We start from the raw sequence: 18,621 nt of genomic DNA, 5'->3' as shown, positions 1-18,621 counted from the left end.
GATAATTAACGACTACTTACAGAAAAGAGGTTAACGAATGTCTGATTCAACTATGAATAAAGCAATAAATGAAGCTTCAAGTGGTAGACCATCACAGCAGCAGACTTATCAGCCTATGACCTTTGATTCAATCAAGATTGGCCTTGCATCTCCTGAGAAGATCAGGAGCTGGGCCCACAAGGTTGATGAGGAGAACAGAGGTGAGGTAACAAAGCCTGAGACCATCAACTACAGAACACTTAAGCCTGAGAAGGACGGTCTGTTCTGCGAAAGAATCTTTGGACCAACCAAGGATTGGGAGTGCCACTGCGGTAAGTATAAAAAGATTAGATATAAGGGCGTTGTCTGCGACAGATGTGGTGTTGAGATCACAAAGAGCAGCGTACGTCGTGAGAGAATGGGATACATCGAGCTCGCAGCTCCTGTATCACACATTTGGTACTTCAAGGGAATTCCCAGCAGAATGGGACTTATCCTTGACCTTTCACCCCGTGTACTTGAGAAGGTTCTTTACTTCGCTTCCTATATAGTACTTGATCCAGGTGATACAACACTGGAGTACAAGCAGGTTCTCTCAGAGAAAGAGTTCCAGGATGCAAGAGAAGAGTTCGGCAGCAAGTTCCGTGCAGGAATGGGTGCTGAGTCAATTAAGGAACTTCTTCAGGCTATCGACCTTGAGGCTGAGTACAAAGAGCTCAAGGAAGGCCTTGATACATCAAGCGGACAGAAGAGAGCAAGAATCATCAAGAGACTGGAAGTTGTAGAAGCTTTCAGAGAGTCAGGTAATGACCCTGCATGGATGATCATGGATTGCATTCCTGTAATCCCACCGGATCTTCGTCCTATGGTACAGCTTGACGGTGGACGTTTTGCTACATCAGATCTTAACGATCTTTACAGAAGAATTATCAACAGAAATAACCGACTTAAGAGACTTCTTGATCTCGGTGCTCCTGACATCATCGTTCGTAACGAGAAGAGAATGCTTCAGGAAGCTGTTGATGCACTTATCGATAACGGTAGAAGAGGAAGACCTGTTACCGGACCCGGAAACAGAGCTCTTAAGTCTCTTTCAGACATGCTCAAAGGTAAGAGCGGACGTTTCCGTCAGAACCTTCTTGGTAAGCGTGTTGACTATTCAGGACGTTCCGTTATCGTTGTAGGACCTGAACTTAAGATTTATCAGTGTGGTCTTCCTAAGGAAATGGCTATCGAGCTGTTCAAGCCTTTCGTTATGAAGGAGCTTGTATCCAGAGGAATTTCACAGAATATCAAGAATGCAAAGAAGCTTGTAGAGCGTCTTGATGAGCAGGTTTGGGATGTTCTTGAGGATGTTATCAAAGAGCACCCTGTAATGCTTAACCGTGCTCCCACACTTCACAGACTTGGTATTCAGGCCTTTGAGCCAATTCTTGTAGAAGGTAAGGCTATTAAGCTTCATCCTCTTGCATGTACACCTTTCAACGCCGACTTCGACGGTGACCAGATGGCTGTTCACCTTCCATTGTCAGTAGAGGCTCAGGCTGAGTGCAGATTCCTTATGCTCTCACCTAACAACTTACTTAAGCCTTCAGACGGTGGCCCAGTAAACGTACCTACACAGGATATGGTACTTGGTATTTACTACCTTACACAGGAGAGACCCGGAGCCCTTGGTGAGGGTAAGTGCTTCAAGAGTGTTGACGAAGCTATCCTTGCTTACGAAAACGGATATATCACACTTCAGACTAAGATCAAGATCAGAATGGAGAAGGTTAACGCCGAAGGCGAGACTGTATCCGGTCTTGTAGAGTCTACACTTGGAAGATTCCTGTTCAATGAGATCATTCCTCAGGATCTTGGATACGTAGACAGAAGTGTACCTGAGAACTACCTTAAGCTTGAAGTTGACTTCATGGTTGGTAAGAAACAGCTTAAGCAGATTGTTACCAAGATGATCAATACTCACGGAACATTTGCTACTGCTGAGGTTCTTGATAACATCAAGGCTACAGGTTACCACTACTCAACACGTGCTGCCATGACAGTTTCTATCGCTGATATGACAGTGCCTGAGCAGAAGCAGCAGCTTCTTGATGAAGCACAGGCTACAGTTGATGCTATCGCAGCTAACTACCGCAGAGGTCTTATTACAGACGAGGAGCGTTACAGCGAAGTTGTTAATACATGGATGGACACAGATAAGAAGCTCACAGAGGAGCTGCTTGCAGGTCTTGATAAGTACAACAACATCTACATGATGGCTGACTCCGGTGCCCGTGGTAGTAACCAGCAGATCAAGCAGCTGGCAGGTATGCGTGGACTTATGGCTGATACAACAGGACGTACAATCGAACTTCCTATCAAGTCAAACTTCCGTGAAGGACTTGACGTTCTGGAGTACTTCATGTCAGCTCACGGTGCTCGTAAGGGACTTTCTGATACAGCTCTTCGTACAGCCGATTCAGGATACCTTACACGTCGAATGGTTGACGTATCACAGGAACTTATCATTCGTGAGGTTGATTGCTGTGAAGGCAAGGAAGTAATTCCCGGCATGACAGTTAAGGCCTTCGTTGATGGAAAAGAAACAATCGAGCCACTTGAGGACAGAATCACAGGAAGATATGCATGTGAGACCATCAAGGACAAGGACGGAAACGTAATTGTTAAGAAGAATCACATGATCACTCCTTCTCGTGCAGCTAAGATCCTTTCAGTTGGCGTTAACAGTAAGGGCGGCCCGGTAGAGGCAGTTAAGATCAGAACAATCCTTACATGCCGTTCACACAACGGTATCTGTGCTAAGTGCTACGGCGCTAACATGGCAACAGGTGAGGCTGTTCAGGTCGGTGAGGCAGTAGGTATCATCGCTGCTCAGTCAATCGGTGAGCCCGGTACACAGCTTACAATGAGAACCTTCCACACCGGTGGTGTTGCCGGTGGTGATATCACACAGGGTCTTCCCCGTGTAGAGGAGCTTTTCGAGGCAAGAAAACCTAAGGGACTTGCTATTATCTCAGAGCTTGACGGACATGTTGAGATCAGAGATACAAAGAAGAAGCGTGAGGTTGTCGTAACTAACGACGAGACAGGTGAGTCAAAGGCTTACCTCATCCCTTACGGATCACGTATCAAGGTTCTTGATGATACAAACATCGAGGCCGGTGATGAACTCACAGAAGGTTCAGTAAATCCTCATGATCTTCTCAAGATCAAGGGAATCCGTGCAGTACAGGATTATCTCCTCAGAGAAGTTCAGAGAGTATATCGTCTTCAGGGTGTTGATATCTGCGACAAGCACATCGAGGTTATTGTTCGTCAGATGCTCAAGAAGGTAAGAATCGATGAGAGCGGAGATACAGATTTCCTTCCCGGAACTCTTGTAGATGTTCTTGATTTCGAGGACAGCAACGAGGCTCTTATCTCAGAAGGCAAAAAGCCTGCTGAAGGAAAACAGGTAATCCTCGGAATTACCAAGGCAGCTCTTGCTACCAACTCATTCCTCTCAGCTGCTTCCTTCCAGGAGACAACCAAGGTTCTTACAGATGCAGCTATCAAGGGTAAGGTTGATCCACTTATCGGACTTAAAGAGAACGTTATCATCGGTAAGCTGATTCCTGCCGGAACCGGAATGAAGAGATACAGAAGCACAGCACTTAATACTGATGCAAACTTCAAGGATCCCGAGAAGCTCATTCTCAAGAAGAGAAGAAGAGATTTCGATGATGACAGACTTGAAGGCGCTAAGGTTGTTGATGATGCTGATGATATGGATGATTCCGATATCGAGGAGTAATCCGAGGTTGTCATAAAAATTTTAGTTGACAACAAAAATAAAGAAATATATAATTCATAATTGCGTGTATTGACAAAGGGGTAATTATGCCCCTTTGTCTTATGCATATATCAAAATAGGAGGTAAAAAGAATGCCAACATTTAACCAGTTAGTTAGAAAGGGTCGTCAGACATCTGTTAAGAAGTCTACTGCTCCTGCTCTTCAGAAGGGCTTCAACTCTCTTCACAAGAAGGCAACAGCAACAGCTTCTCCTCAGAAGCGTGGTGTCTGCACAGCTGTTAAGACAGCTACACCTAAGAAGCCTAACTCTGCTCTGAGAAAAATCGCCAGAGTACGTCTTTCTAACGGTATCGAGGTTACAAGCTACATTCCTGGTGAGGGACACAACCTTCAGGAGCACAGCGTTGTTCTCATCCGTGGCGGAAGAGTAAAGGATCTGCCTGGTACAAGGTATCACATCATCAGAGGTACTCTTGATACAGCAGGCGTAGCCGACAGAAAACAGGCTCGTTCTAAGTATGGCGCTAAGAGACCTAAAGCAGCCAAGAAGTAATTTAACAACAGATCTAATTTTTTAAAGTGTTGGTGTTCTATTCTATATAAAGAAGTAAGATACCGCACGTACACTAAATTAGTGAGTACCGATGATTGTAGTAAGCAGTGATTTATTACTATCATTGCAATTCTAAAGGAGGGAAGAACCGTGCCGCGTAAAGGACATATTGTAAAACGTGACGTATTAGCGGATCCTTTATACGATAACAAGGTTGTAACCAAGCTTGTCAACACAGTTATGCTTGATGGCAAGAAGGGCGTTGCCCAGAAGATCGTATACGGAGCATTCGCACAGGTAGAGGAGAAGGCTGGAAAGCCTGCTCTTGAAGTATTCGAGGGAGCCATGAACAACATCATGCCTGCTCTCGAGGTAAAAGCTAGACGTATTGGTGGTGCTACATACCAGGTTCCTATCGAGGTTAGACCAGATAGACGTCAGGCTCTTGCTCTTCGTTGGCTTGTTAATTTCTCACGTGCTAGAGGCGAGAAGACAATGGTTGACAGACTCGCTTCAGAGATTATGGATGCATACAACAATACTGGTGCAGCTGTAAAGAGAAAAGAAGACATGCACAAGATGGCAGAAGCAAACAAGGCATTCTCACACTACAGATTCTAATCTTTATCTGAATGTGAGTTGACTATGGTTTAATTATTATAGGAGGAAATACCTTTGGCTGATAGACAATACCCATTGGAGAGAACTAGGAACATCGGTATCATGGCTCATATTGATGCTGGTAAGACTACTCTTACAGAGCGTATTCTTTACTATACCGGTGTTAACTACAAGATTGGTGAGACCTACGAAGGTACTGCTACCATGGACTGGATGGAACAGGAGCAGGAGCGTGGTATCACAATCACATCTGCAGCTACAACTTGCCACTGGACACTTCAGGAGAACGGTAAGGCTAAGCCAGGTGCTTTAGAGCATCGTATCAATATCATTGATACTCCTGGTCACGTAGACTTCACTGTTGAGGTTGAGCGTTCACTTCGTGTACTTGATGGTGCAGTTGGAGTATTTAGTGCTAAGGAAGGCGTTGAGCCTCAGTCTGAGAACGTATGGAGACAGGCTGATGGATTTAATGTTCCTCGTATGGCATTCATCAACAAGATGGATATCATCGGCGCTAACTATTACGGAGCTGTTGAGCAGATCCGTAACAGACTTAAGAAAAATGCTATTATGATTGAAATCCCTATCGGAGCTGAGGATCAGTTCCAGGGAATTATCGATCTTTTCGAGATGCAGGCTTACATTTACAACGATGATAAGGGCGAGGATGTTACTATTGGTGAGATCCCTGCTGAACTCAAGGATGACGCTGAGCTTTATCACGGCGAACTCGTTGAGAAGATCTGCGATCTTGATGAAGACCTTATGATGCAGTACCTTGAGGGTGAGGAGCCTTCAGTTGCTGATCTTAAGGCAGCACTTCGTAAGGCAACTTGCGAGTGTAAGGCTTTCCCTGTTTGCTGTGGTTCAGCTCACAGAAACAGAGGTATCCAGAAGCTTATTGATGCTGTTATCGAGTTCATGCCTTCACCTCTTGATATCCCTGCTTGTAAGGGTACAGATATGGAAGGTAATGAGATCGAGGTTGAGTCAACAGATGATGGCCCATTCGCAGCTCTTGCATTCAAGATTGTCAGCGATCCTTTCGTAGGAAAGCTTGCATTCTTCCGTGTATACCGTGGAACAGCTAATTCAGGTTCTTACGTACTTAACAGTACTAAGGACAGCAAGGAGCGTCTTGGACGTATCCTTCAGATGCATGCTAACAAGAGATCAGACCTTGATAAGGTATATTCAGGTGATATCGCTGCTGCTGTTGGTCTTAAGAACACAGTAACAGGTGATACTCTCTGTGATGAGAAGAACCCTGTTATCCTTGAGTCAATGGAGTTCCCTGATCCCGTTATCGAGCTTGCTATCGAGCCTAAGACTAAGGCTGGTCAGCAGAAGCTTGATGAGGCTCTTATGAAGCTTGCTGAAGAGGATCCTACATTCAGAGCTCATACAAATCCTGAGACAGGTCAGACAATCATCGCTGGTATGGGTGAGCTTCACCTTGATATCATCGTTGACAGACTTCTTAGAGAGTATAAGGTTGAGGCTAACGTTGGTGCACCTCAGGTTGCTTACAGAGAGGCCCTTACAAAGGCTGTAGACGTTGAGTCTAAGTATGCTAAGCAGTCCGGTGGACGTGGTCAGTACGGACACTGTAAGGTTCGTTTCGAGCCTATGGATGCTAACGGCGATAACCTTTACCAGTTTGATAGCGAAGTTGTTGGTGGTGCTATTCCTAAGGAATTCATCCAGCCAATCAGCGAAGGTATCGAAGAGGCTATGAAGGCCGGAACACTTGGTGGATATCCTGTTGTTGGTGTACATGCTACAGTTTACGACGGATCATACCACGAGGTAGACTCATCTGAGATGGCATTCCACATTGCCGGATCTATGGCATTCAAGGATGCTATGCAGAAGGGAGCACCTGTTCTTCTTGAGCCTATCATGAAGGTTGAGGTTACTATGCCTGAGGAGTACATGGGAGATGTTATCGGTGACGTTAACTCTCGTCGTGGACAGGTTGAAGGTATGGATGATCTTGGCGGCGGAAAGATCGTAAGAGCACATGTGCCTCTTGCTGAGATGTTCGGCTATGCTACAGACCTTCGTTCAAGAACTCAGGGACGTGGTAACTACTCAATGTTCTTCGAGAAGTATGCTCCGGTTCCTAAGAATGTTCAGGATAAAGTTCTTTCAAATAAGGGCAACTGATCATTAAATTAATAGAAAAGTCCCGTGAAATCATAGTTAACGCTTGATTTCACGGCAAACTTTTAATATAATCGATATAGTCGGTTAAATTATGTATGAAAATGTTTATTAACAACATTTCACCTTAAGGAGGATATTTAAAAATGGCAAAAGCTAAGTTTGACAGAAGTAAGCCACACGTAAACATTGGTACAATCGGACACGTTGACCATGGTAAGACAACTCTTACAGCAGCTATCACAACTGTTCTTGCTGACAGAGGATTTTCACCTGCTGTTGCATTTGATCAGATCGATAAGGCTCCAGAAGAGAAAGAGCGTGGAATCACAATTAACTCTGCTCACATCGAGTACGAGACAGCTAACAGACACTACGCTCACGTTGACTGCCCTGGCCACGCTGACTACGTTAAGAACATGATCACAGGTGCAGCTCAGATGGATGGTTCTATCCTCGTTGTTGCTGCTACTGACGGTGTTATGGCACAGACTAAGGAGCACGTTCTTCTTGCTCGTCAGGTTGGTGTTCCTTACATCATCGTATTCATGAACAAGTGCGATATGGTTGACGATCCTGAGCTTCTTGATCTCGTAGAGATGGAGATCAGAGACCTTCTTACAGAGTATGAGTTCCCTGGAGATGACACACCTATCATCCGTGGTTCAGCTCTTAAGGCTCTTGAGGATCCTAAGTCTGAGTGGGGCGACAAGGTTATGGAGCTTATGGATACAGTTGATTCATACATTCCTGAACCTACTCGTGAGACAGATAAGCCTTTCCTTATGCCTGTTGAGGACGTATTCACAATCACAGGACGTGGAACAGTTGCTACAGGTAGAGTAGAGAGAGGTCACCTTAACCTCAACGACGAAATCGAAATCGTTGGTATTAAGGAAGAGACATCTAAGTCTGTATGTACTGGTATCGAGATGTTCAGAAAGACTATGGACTACTGCGAGGCTGGTGACAACGTAGGACTTCTTCTCCGTGGTGTTGACCGTGATGGTATCCAGAGAGGTCAGGTTGTAACAAAGCCTGGCACAGTAACATGCCACACAAAGTTCACTGCTGAGGTTTACGTTCTTACTAAGGACGAGGGTGGCCGTCATACACCTTTCTTCACAAACTACAGACCTCAGTTCTACTTCAGAACAACTGACGTTACAGGTGTCTGCAACCTCCCTGATGGTGTTGAGATGTGCATGCCTGGTGACCACGTAACAATGTCTATCGAGCTTATTCACCCTATCGCTATGGAGCAGGGTCTTAAGTTCGCTATCCGTGAGGGTGGACGTACAGTTGGATCAGGTAAGGTTGCTACAATCGTTGAGTAATTCTTATCAGATTGCATGATCACTGAATTTATAAAGAGCTTCAAGCCTTGTGCTTGGAGCTCTTTTTTGTTTGCGTAAAGGTATCGAAATATTTAGTACCGTTGCCATGAAAGCTATATTTTGATCTAAAAGTGAAAAAGTGACTAAGGAATCTCTTTTTCATGTTCTTAGACACTATTTACCCCTCATTTATCCTAGTTCTTAGAGTTACAAGTGACTATGATGTGTTTATATCATTTTCTTAGTCACTTTTTCCATTGAGAATTGTAAGAAAAAGGACAAAAATGTTGACTAAATCACATCCAAATACCTATTTGAGTCATTTTCAAGAAAAATGCAGGGATAAGGGTGATAATGCAAACCACTTTCTGCATGGATATAATGATAGATGAGATTTTGTAAAACCGTATCTTAATTTCCGAGCTATAATCTTGTTCTAATTATGATATGATTTAAGCATGTGTCTGAGGGAGACATGAGTGAAATTTGTTGGGGGATAACCGTATGCTAAGAATTGAAAAGATAAATGGTAAAAATGTTTGGGATATATTAAAACTATCTGTTAATGATGAGCAGAGAGAATTTGTCGCTGCTAATGATGTCAGTATTATTGAGGCTTATACGACTATCACCAATAATGGTTACGCTTATCCTTTTGGTATTTATGATGACGATACTCCAGTGGGTTTCGTTATGATTGGATATGACAAAGATGACTATTGGGATGATGCACCAGCAATTGCAGACAACAACTATAATCTTTGGCGTCTTATGATAGACAAGAAATATCAGCAAAAGGGTTATGGCAGAAAAGCAATAGAACTTGCTCTTGAATTCATAAAGACATTTCCTTGTGGCAGGGCAGAATATTGCTGGTTATCATATGAACCGGACAATAAAGTGGCAAAAGCTCTTTATGAGTCTTTTGGATTTATAGAGACTGGGGATATGGATGGAGAAGAAATAATTGCTGCTTTGAAATTGTAGAATGCGGAGAGTTTTAGAAAAAACGGTGGTATCGACTAAATGAGAATTGTGCAATAGTCACACATGGTTTCTTCATGTATACCTTGATCAAGGTGATGAAAAAGCAGGGATTTAAGGCAGATAGCGAACATGTTAGTTACAAGAACGGAGAGAAAATTATATTAACACGAGAATAGTAGAAGATTTTGGGGGCAAATCATGACGATAAAATATAGACAAGCGGTCAAAGAAGACGCAGAGCTGTTGGTTAATATATATAATGCTTCATTTTATGATGATTATGTCTTTTATGGGGAGTGCCCTGCTTATGGACAGACAAAAGAACATATGGAACAATCTTTTGAGAATTTTACGAAATACCTCATTTTAGGTGATAATACTCCAATCGGGGCGCTTTCTTTCAAAAACGAAGGAGATGGACGATACTACCTTGGCTGCCTGTGTGTTATACCGGAATATCAAGGAATGGGAATAGGTACAGAGGCATTCAAGTACATGTTATCTGTCTGCTCTGATTGGAAAGAGATAACCTTAGTTACACCTGCTGACAAGCGTCGGAATGTTAAGTTCTACACTGAGAAATGTGGGTTCAGTTTAGGAGAAAAAAGGATGGATGGGAACGTAGAGATTGTAACCTTTTATATGAATCGATGAACCCGTTGGAAGATATGATAATAAGGCAGTAAATGAGCCACTGACTCCGTCCCCGGGGTTCAAAAAATGAGCCCTTGACTCCGCCCCCGGGGATCATTAATCTTGTATAGGGGGATTAATGGTTAAGGAGTGGAGTGTTATGAAAACAAGGATTGTTGGAATAGTTCTTTTGGGCATGCTTACACTATCTGCATGCTCTTCTCAAAATGAGGTAATATCGGAACAGAATATAGAGGATCAGGCAGCGGTAGATACAAGCGAAGAGACTGATGAAGAAACGCAGCAGAAGATGCATGAGAATCAGCTGCTTTATAAGTTTATTGGTCTGGCTGAGGATACATTTCCGGAGAAGATCCAGAGGGCGCTTTACTGGCAGGACAGAGAGTGTAGCGAGACGCTGATGGGAACTGTGATGGTTCCAATCCTGGATGAGAACGGAATGCAGGATATGAACTGGTTTTGCGATGATATATGCGAGTGGATGGAGATATGTCTGTCGGAGATTCCGTATGATGAAGCTCCGTGGCTGTATAAGGAGATTATCATAAGCATGTATCCTTCAAAAGAGTCTTTTGACCCGTCTCCGTATATCAGCGGAGGGTATGACAGAGAGGCTCTGTACGAAGGCTTGTACAGCTTTCTGGATGAGAAGCTGAATGCTACAGATTATCAGGTTATGATACCTGCAGATTATGAGAAGCTTGCATTTGAGGATGACGGCAGCGGAGAAGGGTACGAGGACTATGAAGCGGAGTGCTCCTATACAACCGCGGATGGAATCACATATGGAATGATACCTGTCGACAGGGCAGCAGGAAGCAGTTACTACGTGCTTACAGCCAAGAGAGACAGCGACGGAAAGGTTGTGCTGGTCAATGACGATCCCTACTGCGGAAGCGGCGGAGCAGCGAGCTGGATTGAGTTTATTGATGATACCAATCTTGGATTTTCATGCCTTACCTATAACGGAGGAGATGACGCTCTTCTCTACAGAACGGCGGACGGAGGAAGGTCTTTTACCCAGATAAATTACCCTTCAGCCAAGGTCAAACTGGCAGATGGAAGCATCTATAACCCATTCACAATTCCTGAAAAGGTCTGGAAAGATGGCGAGGATCTCTATATGCTGGTGGGGCAGAGCCAATATTCTGGGGATTATTATAACGAGGAGCTTGAAAAGCACCCATCGGGGCTTTACGTATCTCATGATGATGGGATTAGTTTTGAATATATTGGTGAGCAGTAAAATCAGAGAACACTAATCTACGGAAAATAGAGTATAATTATTCTATGGATGCAAACATAGAATATGCGATTCTATATCTTGAACTGAATCTGTTTTCTCTGATACTGATATGGATCATCCTTCACAAAACGCGGGGACTATCCAAGATGGTGGCTCAGAGAAATTTTGTCATGTCCATCATATCGGAGATGGTTTTCTTCATTTCGGACACCTGGTCTCAAATGGTGCTTAATCATGTTATTCCGGGCGATGGAAGGATTCTTGTTGCCTGTAAGACTGTCTATTTTTTCGCTACATCAAGCATGTGCTTCTTTTGGTTTCTATATTTTGAACTTATCCGTGATACAAGTTTTGCCAAGGATATGAGAAGGGTCAGGCAGTCAGCAATACTCATGTGGCTCATGGGTATTTTGCTCTTGGGCAATCTTTTTGGCAAATATCTGTTTTATTTTGGTGATGACGGAACATATCACAGAGGACCACTGTTTATTCTTACTTATGTATTGTCATATTCATACATTGCCCTGGCATGGATCAGGATCATTCTAAACATCATCAGAAAAGACACTAAGCAGGATAAAAAAGTACTGATCCGGCTACTTCTTTTTCCGGTTGCGCCGGGTGTGGCTGGAATCATACAGTTTATCTATCCCAGATTACCTGTAGCCTGCGTGGCTATGTCTCTGGCGACGCTTGTGCTGTATCTTATATGGGTTGATGAGCTGATTTCACTTGATCCGCTCACCGGTCTCAATAACAGGAAACAGCTTAATCTTTCCTTTGAGCAGCTAAAGAGGGGCAAGGGCGAGCAGGAAAAGATATATCTCCTTTTGGTAGATGCTAATCATTTCAAACACATCAACGACACCTATGGACATCTGCAGGGAGACAACGCTCTTAAACTGATTGCTAAGGCACTGCGCGAAGGCTGCAAGCACTCAGGGCGTCGGGCTATCATTGCAAGGTATGGCGGTGATGAATTTGTTGTTTTGGCCTCTTCAGAAGGTGGTGCGACAAACGAGGAGCTAAAGAACAACATAAATGCAAGGCTTGCGGAACTTGCAGAGGAGGAAAAGCTTCCATTTGACCTGACAATCAGCATAGGTATTGCTGACCTGGATGATGATGATTCGTTAAAAGACCTGATTGAGAAGGCCGACGCTGCTATGTATGATGAGAAAAAGAAAGGATTATGATCATGCGACTTACAGAAAAATTTCTGTAAGTCGTATTTTTTTGCAGACTTTTATGTGCGTGATTCGTTATATTATATGAGGAGAGCGAAATAAAGGAAAAAAAGATGGGGAAAACAGATTCTAAGGAAAAGTTAATAGAGCTGATGAGCACGTACAAGAATCTTGTTTTCTCTGTATGTCTTAAGCTGACCGGTGATTATTTTGCCGCGGAGGATATCACGCAGGAAACCTTTATTTCGGCCTATGAACATATAAATGAGTTCGATGGTTCTTCAGAAAAGGCCTGGCTGTGCAGGATTGCAAGCAACAAGTGCATCGACTACTTAAGGGCAGCTGAGAGACGGGCTGTGGCGACTCCAAATGATGAGCTGCCACAAACTCAAGGGTCAGGACGGGACGGACCATTGGAACAGTTCGTTGCAGCAGACATCATGGAGGCTTTCAGAAACAGCTGCGATGGACTTTCGGAACCATACAGGACGCCGGCTAAGCTCCATTTTGAAGAGGGCCTTACGGCAAAAGAAATCTCGATTCGAATCGGGGTACCACTTAAGACTGTACAGTCGCATATCTACAGAGCGCGAGAAATGCTAAAGAAAACTATAAGGAAGGAGGACCTACTTGCATGAGCGATAAAGATAAGATAATACCCTATCTAAGCGATGATGAGCTGAGCAAACTGATCATGGATGTAGAGGGAAAAGAGCTTGTTCAGGCACCGGCAGGTATCGAGAGAAAAGTTTTATCTTTCGTAGAGCACAAGAAGCGCAGGAAAACAGTAGAGTTCAGTACATACTGCTTGCGTGTCGCATTTGCGGTAGCTGCAGCAATTGCCATTGTCTGCATAGTTCCTTTCATTCCTGAAACAAAGGTGGGCATTCCGTCAAGAGAGGAAGCTGTCTTAACAAGAAATGTAGTATCAAGAGAAGAAGTCCTATCAAGCAGACCTGCCCCTACCAAAGAAGAGGTTTTACAGAAAAACTCTAATACAGGTCATTTGGAAGAAACAGAAGCTTTTATACAGTCGCATATTAAAAACTGGTTTGAGTAAAGTTGGAGGTATATACAATGAAACAGAAAAAGAAGAACAGATTTTTTACATTTTTATTTTCATTCCTGCCCGGAGCAGCAGAGATGTACATGGGATTCATGAAAAACGGCTTTAGCCTGATGCTGTTTTTCCTGTTGCCCTTCGCACTGGTCGTTATTTATGGAGGTCTTGATTTCCTGATGCCAATCTGCGCAGTAATGTGGTTCTATGGATTCTTCCATGCAAGAAATTATGCGGGTATGGATGATATGACCTTTGATGCAATGACAGACAAATATATCTGGGAAGAGTTCTCAGACCTTAACTTCAGTAAGGTTTCAGGTAAGACTGCTAAGAAATGGATCGCAGCAGCTCTCATCGTGATCGGCGCAGCCCTAATCTGGGATTATTTCTCCGGTATACTGTATCGTCTGATCCCTGAAGGATACTGGGATGATATCTATCCTGCACTTAGCAATATTCCTCAGGTGGTAATCTCTATCCTTATGGTTATTGTAGGTATCAGGATGGTAGTAGGTAAGAAAAAAGAGCTGGATACCACATCTGATGCAGATGTAAAGCCTATTGCAGATATTGCTCAGATAGAGGATAAGAGCCTTAATTCAAAGGAGGCGTGATATGGAGATTGTAAGAACCCATAGAGTGGGATCCATAACCACCGGATTTGCGTTTATTGCATTCGGAGTTATGTTTATACTTCACTTGTTCTTAAGCGTAATAAGCTATGATGTGATATTTAAGCTGTGGCCTTTGATTCTTATAGGGCTTGGCGTTGAAGTACTGGCATCAAATCTTAAACCCGAAAGTGTTGTCTATGATAAGGCAGCCATAGTTCTTATGTTTTTCCTGGCGTTCTTTGCAATGTGCATGGCCGGAGCGGATCTGATGTTTCAGCATTTTACATTCAGCCAGATGTTTTAAGTAAATTGGATATAGAGTCAGTGAGTCAGTGGGGACGTTTCTCACTGACTCTTTTTTATTTTTTGAAAATAGTGCTTGACACATAATACTATGTGACATATAGTATTGTGTAACAGGAGGTAATGCGATGGAAAATCAAATGAAGCGAGGACTTTTGGATGTATGTGTTCTGGCTGCCATCAAGAGTGAAGACTCCTACGGATATCAGATAGTCAAGGATATGAGTTCATACGTAGAGATATCGGAGTCAACTCTTTACCCTATACTTCGACGCCTGGAGAATCAGCAGCTCTTAACGGTCAGATCGGCTGAGCATAACGGAAGGCTAAGGAAGTATTACCACATAACGGATGCAGGACTTTCCAGACTTAAGGCATTTGAGGAAGAGTGGAAGGAACTGATGAAGATCTATGAATTTGTGACGAGGGAGGATGCGCATGAATAAGACAGAGTTTGTAAATCAGCTCTCCGCAGGGCTGATGGGGCTTTCACAGGAAGATATCAAGAGATCTGTGGACTTTTATACAGAGATGATCGATGACCGCATAGAAGACGGAATGCCTGAAGAGGAAGCGGTTGCGGCACTTGGAAGTATAGAAGAGATAAGAGGCAAGATCCTTGAAGAGATTCCGATAACAAGGATTGTAAAAGAGAAGATCACACCGAAGAGATCATTCAAAGCATGGGAGATCATTCTGCTGATCTTGGGATCGCCGGTTTGGCTTCCGCTGCTTCTATCATTTATTGTTGTTTGTCTGGTGCTGTATCTGTGCTTCTGGATAATAATTCTTTCTCTTTATGTGATAGATCTTTCGGTATTCGTAAGCGGAATTGCAGGAGTTATCGGAGCTATTATTCAGACAGGAGGCGTACCGGTAATGACATTCTTTATCGGATGCGGAATGGCGCTGATTGGACTTGGGATTTTGCTGTTCTTTGGATTTAATCAGGTGACAAGAGGAATGCTGTTTTTGAGCAAGAAAATGGCGGTTGGTATAAAGAAGATGTTTGTAGGAGGTAAATCTGATGAGAGTTGAGAAGAAGATGGCGATAATTGTAGCATCAATGCTGCTTATTACAGGACTTGTAATGGCTGCTGCATCATTCAGAGCAGCTGCTGGAGATATTAAGGAATCTGTTATACATAATCAGTACGAAGCAGTAACTAAAGACATTACAGAGAATTTTGAGAATATTGATATAGATTTAGGTGATCAGAATCTTGAGTTCAAAAAGTCCGATAACAACAAGTCTTATCTTATCTGTGGCGAGAACGACAATGTCAAGTTCAATGTTTCTGTAAGTGGCAAGACTTTGAAGATTGAAGAAAAATTTGATAGTCGTGTTATGAATCTCGATGGGCTCTTTTCAGTTAACGATTTCACCTCACAGCTTTATCTTCCTGAGGATGAATACCAGAACCTTAAGATCCACATCGGAAGCGGAGACATCAAGATGGAGGATGCATTTACTTTCCGGGATGTTAACGTAGCAATGGGAAGCGGAGATGGATATATCTTCAAGGTTAAGGCAGATGAGATAAATGCAAAGCTTGGCAGCGGACAGCTTTGGCTTGCGGAATCAAGATGTAAATCAGCTAATATCACTGTAGGAAGTGGAGATATTTCCGTAGAAAATCTTGAATGCTCCAGAGACTTTTTTGCAAAATCCAGCAGCGGCAAACTGTTCCTGACAGATGTGATCGCTTCAGCATCCATGGAAGCTTCTACAGGAAGCGGTGATATTTTCTTAAAGAGGTGTGACAGTCTTGGAATGAACTTCAAGACAGGAAGCGGAGATATTACAGGATCTGTTAAGACAGCCAAATCCTTTGATGCTAAGGCCGGCAGCGGTGATGTGAATGTACCGGGTGATGGAAACGGCGGAAATTGTGTGATCAGAACCGGGTCCGGAGATATTGATATAGTAGTTGAAAACTGAAAATGAACCCTGGGGACGGAGTCCCTAGGGTTCATTTATGCTTTCTCAGCCAGTTTGCCCTTAGCAAGTATTGCCAGGTGCTGAGTAGCTCTTGACATTGCAGTGTACAGGCAGTGGTCGCCTATCTCATCGCTTGGATAGTTTTCTTCATCGGCATCTGCCAGGATCACGTGGTCGAACTCCAGTCCCTTGGCAAGAGCAAGTTCAATAAGGAAAGCTCCGCTCTCCGGAAGAGCATCCTGAAGAGTTATTTCAGATGGCGCATCTTTTCCGAGAGCAGAAATGATCTTTTCGATGTTAAGAGGATTTCTGCAGATAACAGCAGTAAGCCCCTTCATCTCTGAATATTCTTTTATAAGCTTTTTAAGCTCTGCATAGTACTCTTTGTCAGTACCAAAGGCCTTGCTAAAGGTCTTTTCCCCGGGACGTTTTACTGAGGATACCAGCATTTTCTTGGCATCCGGGAGAATTGCTGCAAACTTGTCCGTGATCTCGGGCGAGCATCTGTAGCTGGTCATAAGAGGCAGCAGGGCAAAAGACTTATTCTCATTTTTCGCAAATTCTTCAATAGCGTCAAAGGTCAGTGTCCCCCTGCGGATTGACTGGAACTCATCTCCCAGCAGCATGAAGCGCGCATTCGGATAATATTTGAAAAGAACCTGAAGCTGAGCCATGGTGTAGTCCTGAATCTCATCAACCATTACATAGCGCATATTTTTATCGCAGATGCCGGTCAGGAGAATCTTGGTGTAAAGCCACTCGGCAGCAGTTATGTCATCTCTCTTAAGAATCCTCTGGGCTACATGCTTAACATTTACCCAGCTGCAATGCCTGATGTTGCTGAGTGCTCCGCCGAAGTCGTTCTCAATAAGGTTTTCCTCGGCCTTCTCGGATCCCGGAGCGCTCTCTGACTCTTCACCGCTATTATTATCCATGTTGCGAAGAGAGTTCTTGGCTCTCTGCTCAAGCTCATCCGATGCAATCTGAATAAGACGAACTCCCATAGGGAACTGGTTGAAGCGCCTTACAACGGAGAGAATATCGCTCTTTGACAGAACGAGCTTTTCTTTCTGCTTAACATCAAAGAAATCATCTTCCTCAGGCACAAGGCTCAGCAGCCCATCCTTTATCTTCTGGAGGCTGTCTGTATCGGTGTAATCCTGTGAGGTGTCGCCACAAGGCACATGGAGCCTCATCAGGAACTCCTGCCAGGTCACGGTTACGGGATTGCTCTCGCCAAGGTCCGGAAGTACGTTGTCGATATAATCCCTGAATACGGGATTGAGTGTCATGAGGCACACCTGGTCCGGGCGCAGGGTATTTCTCTTTTGGTAAAAGAGATATGCAATACGCTGGAGAAGTACGGAAGTCTTGCCACTTCCTGCGATGCCGTCAACAAGAAGAACCGGAACATCCGGGTATCTGATGATGGTGTTCTGCTCCTTCTGAATGGTAGCGGTTATAGCCTGCATCTTGTCGGATCTGGTCTCTGAAAGAGATGCAAGAAGCATCGGGTCTTCAATTGCAACCTGAGTATCAAAATAGGCATTCAGCTTGTTCTTGGTAAGGTCAAACTGCCTGCGGAGCTTAAGGTCCACAGGAATCTCCCTGTCATCCACGGTGTAGTGGGTGTGACCGTTTTCCTGATTGTAGTAAACTTCCGCGATTGGAGATCTCCAGTCGATTATCATTTGTTGATAGCGATTCTCGGAGATGGAAGCTCTGCCGATGTAGTAGCTCTCAGGTTCTTCTGACGGATCGAACTGAAGGGTGACCTTAGCAAAATAAGGTGACTCCAGAAGTTTGGTTATGGTACGCAGACGCTTTCCCAGAGAATTGACCTCTACATTGTAGGAGTCGATATATCTGTTCCAGACTTCAATCTCGCCCAAAGTCTCAAAGGCTGTCTCGTCATCTGCGTAGTCGAAACGGAGGTTGTCGCGGATATCGTTCTTTTCCTCCATAGCCTTCTCATCCAGGGATACGATCTTGTCTTCTAAGTCTTTTCTCATATCCAGGAGCTTGTTATATGTATTGGTTAAGTGCTCTTGTTCCAATTTGAGTTCTTCTTTATTCATAAATTACCTGCCTTGTAAATTCAAAACAAACCTTAGGTTGTCTTTTCAGTATAACATAGATTGGCAAGACATGGGGGAGTCAGTGGGG

The 18,621-nt window shown here is 43.8% G+C and carries 17 protein-coding genes; 16 read left to right on the top strand and 1 reads right to left on the bottom strand.

What is annotated here, in order from left to right; genetic code table 11:
* The first annotated feature begins 52 nt into the window (after positions 1–52).
* The 16 genes from rpoC to G632_RS0114060 all read left to right on the top strand — a co-directional run bounded on the left by rpoC (position 53) and on the right by G632_RS0114060 (position 16,455).
* Positions 53–3,778 carry a DNA-directed RNA polymerase subunit beta' gene (gene rpoC, locus G632_RS0114135; RefSeq protein ID WP_051154954.1) on the top strand — a complete coding sequence of 1,242 codons (3,726 nt, stop codon included), beginning with the start codon at positions 53–55 and terminating at the stop codon, positions 3,776–3,778.
* Positions 3,779–3,909: 131 nt separating this feature from the next.
* Positions 3,910–4,332: a 30S ribosomal protein S12 gene (gene rpsL, locus G632_RS0114130; protein WP_022770014.1), complete on the top strand. Its 423-nt coding sequence runs from the start codon at positions 3,910–3,912 to the stop codon at positions 4,330–4,332.
* 150 nt (positions 4,333–4,482) lie between these two features.
* Entirely contained in the window at positions 4,483–4,953 is a 471-nt protein-coding gene (gene rpsG, locus G632_RS0114125; protein ID WP_013281752.1) for a 30S ribosomal protein S7, read from the top strand.
* A gap of 54 nt (positions 4,954–5,007) precedes the next feature.
* Positions 5,008–7,125: an elongation factor G gene (fusA, locus tag G632_RS0114120; protein WP_022770013.1), complete on the top strand. Its 2,118-nt coding sequence runs from the start codon at positions 5,008–5,010 to the stop codon at positions 7,123–7,125.
* A 143-nt stretch (positions 7,126–7,268) separates the two neighbouring features.
* The gene (tuf, locus tag G632_RS0114115; RefSeq protein WP_022765122.1) at positions 7,269–8,459 is read left to right on the top strand and encodes an elongation factor Tu; all 1,191 of its coding nucleotides are present in this window, start codon (positions 7,269–7,271) and stop codon (positions 8,457–8,459) included.
* A 504-nt stretch (positions 8,460–8,963) separates the two neighbouring features.
* Positions 8,964–9,446 carry a GNAT family N-acetyltransferase gene (locus G632_RS0114110; RefSeq protein ID WP_022770011.1) on the top strand — a complete coding sequence of 161 codons (483 nt, stop codon included), beginning with the start codon at positions 8,964–8,966 and terminating at the stop codon, positions 9,444–9,446.
* Positions 9,447–9,644: 198 nt separating this feature from the next.
* Positions 9,645–10,100: a GNAT family N-acetyltransferase gene (locus tag G632_RS0114105; protein WP_022770010.1), complete on the top strand. Its 456-nt coding sequence runs from the start codon at positions 9,645–9,647 to the stop codon at positions 10,098–10,100.
* 139 nt (positions 10,101–10,239) lie between these two features.
* The gene (locus G632_RS0114100) at positions 10,240–11,346 is read left to right on the top strand and encodes a hypothetical protein (RefSeq protein WP_155828896.1); all 1,107 of its coding nucleotides are present in this window, start codon (positions 10,240–10,242) and stop codon (positions 11,344–11,346) included.
* Positions 11,347–11,390: 44 nt separating this feature from the next.
* On the top strand, positions 11,391–12,542 hold the full coding sequence (locus G632_RS0114095) for a GGDEF domain-containing protein (RefSeq protein ID WP_022770007.1): 1,152 nt from the start codon (positions 11,391–11,393) through the stop codon (positions 12,540–12,542).
* 104 nt (positions 12,543–12,646) lie between these two features.
* Positions 12,647–13,171 carry an RNA polymerase sigma factor gene (locus G632_RS0114090; protein WP_022770006.1) on the top strand — a complete coding sequence of 175 codons (525 nt, stop codon included), beginning with the start codon at positions 12,647–12,649 and terminating at the stop codon, positions 13,169–13,171.
* On the top strand, positions 13,168–13,593 hold the full coding sequence (locus G632_RS0114085) for a hypothetical protein (protein WP_022770005.1): 426 nt from the start codon (positions 13,168–13,170) through the stop codon (positions 13,591–13,593). The genes G632_RS0114090 and G632_RS0114085 overlap by 4 nt, the downstream gene beginning before the upstream one ends.
* 17 nt (positions 13,594–13,610) lie before the next feature.
* Positions 13,611–14,210, top strand: a complete 600-nt coding sequence (locus G632_RS0114080) for a hypothetical protein (RefSeq protein WP_022770003.1) — start codon at positions 13,611–13,613, stop codon at positions 14,208–14,210.
* A gap of 1 nt (position 14,211) precedes the next feature.
* The gene (locus tag G632_RS0114075; RefSeq protein WP_022770002.1) at positions 14,212–14,514 is read left to right on the top strand and encodes a LiaI-LiaF-like domain-containing protein; all 303 of its coding nucleotides are present in this window, start codon (positions 14,212–14,214) and stop codon (positions 14,512–14,514) included.
* A 127-nt stretch (positions 14,515–14,641) separates the two neighbouring features.
* Positions 14,642–14,959 carry a PadR family transcriptional regulator gene (locus G632_RS0114070; protein WP_022765129.1) on the top strand — a complete coding sequence of 106 codons (318 nt, stop codon included), beginning with the start codon at positions 14,642–14,644 and terminating at the stop codon, positions 14,957–14,959.
* The gene (locus tag G632_RS0114065; protein ID WP_022770001.1) at positions 14,952–15,551 is read left to right on the top strand and encodes a DUF1700 domain-containing protein; all 600 of its coding nucleotides are present in this window, start codon (positions 14,952–14,954) and stop codon (positions 15,549–15,551) included. The genes G632_RS0114070 and G632_RS0114065 overlap by 8 nt, the downstream gene beginning before the upstream one ends.
* The gene (locus G632_RS0114060) at positions 15,541–16,455 is read left to right on the top strand and encodes a DUF4097 family beta strand repeat-containing protein (RefSeq protein ID WP_022769999.1); all 915 of its coding nucleotides are present in this window, start codon (positions 15,541–15,543) and stop codon (positions 16,453–16,455) included. Before G632_RS0114065 ends, G632_RS0114060 begins: the two co-directional genes overlap by 11 nt.
* Before the next feature lie 35 nt (positions 16,456–16,490).
* Here the strand turns inward: G632_RS0114060 and G632_RS0114055 are convergent, their stop codons facing one another.
* Positions 16,491–18,533, bottom strand: coding sequence for a HelD family protein (locus G632_RS0114055; protein ID WP_022769998.1), 2,043 nt, complete (start codon positions 18,531–18,533; stop codon positions 16,491–16,493).
* Positions 18,534–18,621: the final 88 nt, after the last annotated feature.

The organism is Butyrivibrio sp. NC2007 (assembly GCF_000421405.1).
Lineage (GTDB): Bacteria > Bacillota > Clostridia > Lachnospirales > Lachnospiraceae > Butyrivibrio.
This window is presented reverse-complemented; position numbering and strand designations above follow the sequence as displayed.

Excerpts from the sequence above, each read along its gene's own strand:
- rpoC (WP_051154954.1), top strand. The coding sequence starts at position 53 with ATGAATAAAGCAATAAATGAAGCTTCAAGTGGTAGACCATCACAGCAG.
- rpsL (WP_022770014.1), top strand. The coding sequence starts at position 3,910 with ATGCCAACATTTAACCAGTTAGTTAGAAAGGGTCGTCAGACATCTGTT.
- tuf (WP_022765122.1), top strand. The coding sequence starts at position 7,269 with ATGGCAAAAGCTAAGTTTGACAGAAGTAAGCCACACGTAAACATTGGT.
- G632_RS0114110 (WP_022770011.1), top strand. The coding sequence starts at position 8,964 with ATGCTAAGAATTGAAAAGATAAATGGTAAAAATGTTTGGGATATATTA.
- G632_RS0114105 (WP_022770010.1), top strand. The coding sequence starts at position 9,645 with ATGACGATAAAATATAGACAAGCGGTCAAAGAAGACGCAGAGCTGTTG.
- G632_RS0114100 (WP_155828896.1), top strand. The coding sequence starts at position 10,240 with ATGAAAACAAGGATTGTTGGAATAGTTCTTTTGGGCATGCTTACACTA.
- G632_RS0114095 (WP_022770007.1), top strand. The coding sequence starts at position 11,391 with ATGGATGCAAACATAGAATATGCGATTCTATATCTTGAACTGAATCTG.
- G632_RS0114090 (WP_022770006.1), top strand. The coding sequence starts at position 12,647 with ATGGGGAAAACAGATTCTAAGGAAAAGTTAATAGAGCTGATGAGCACG.
- G632_RS0114085 (WP_022770005.1), top strand. The coding sequence starts at position 13,168 with ATGAGCGATAAAGATAAGATAATACCCTATCTAAGCGATGATGAGCTG.
- G632_RS0114080 (WP_022770003.1), top strand. The coding sequence starts at position 13,611 with ATGAAACAGAAAAAGAAGAACAGATTTTTTACATTTTTATTTTCATTC.
- G632_RS0114075 (WP_022770002.1), top strand. The coding sequence starts at position 14,212 with ATGGAGATTGTAAGAACCCATAGAGTGGGATCCATAACCACCGGATTT.
- G632_RS0114070 (WP_022765129.1), top strand. The coding sequence starts at position 14,642 with ATGGAAAATCAAATGAAGCGAGGACTTTTGGATGTATGTGTTCTGGCT.
- G632_RS0114065 (WP_022770001.1), top strand. The coding sequence starts at position 14,952 with ATGAATAAGACAGAGTTTGTAAATCAGCTCTCCGCAGGGCTGATGGGG.
- G632_RS0114060 (WP_022769999.1), top strand. The coding sequence starts at position 15,541 with ATGAGAGTTGAGAAGAAGATGGCGATAATTGTAGCATCAATGCTGCTT.
- G632_RS0114055 (WP_022769998.1), bottom strand. The coding sequence starts at position 18,533 with ATGAATAAAGAAGAACTCAAATTGGAACAAGAGCACTTAACCAATACA.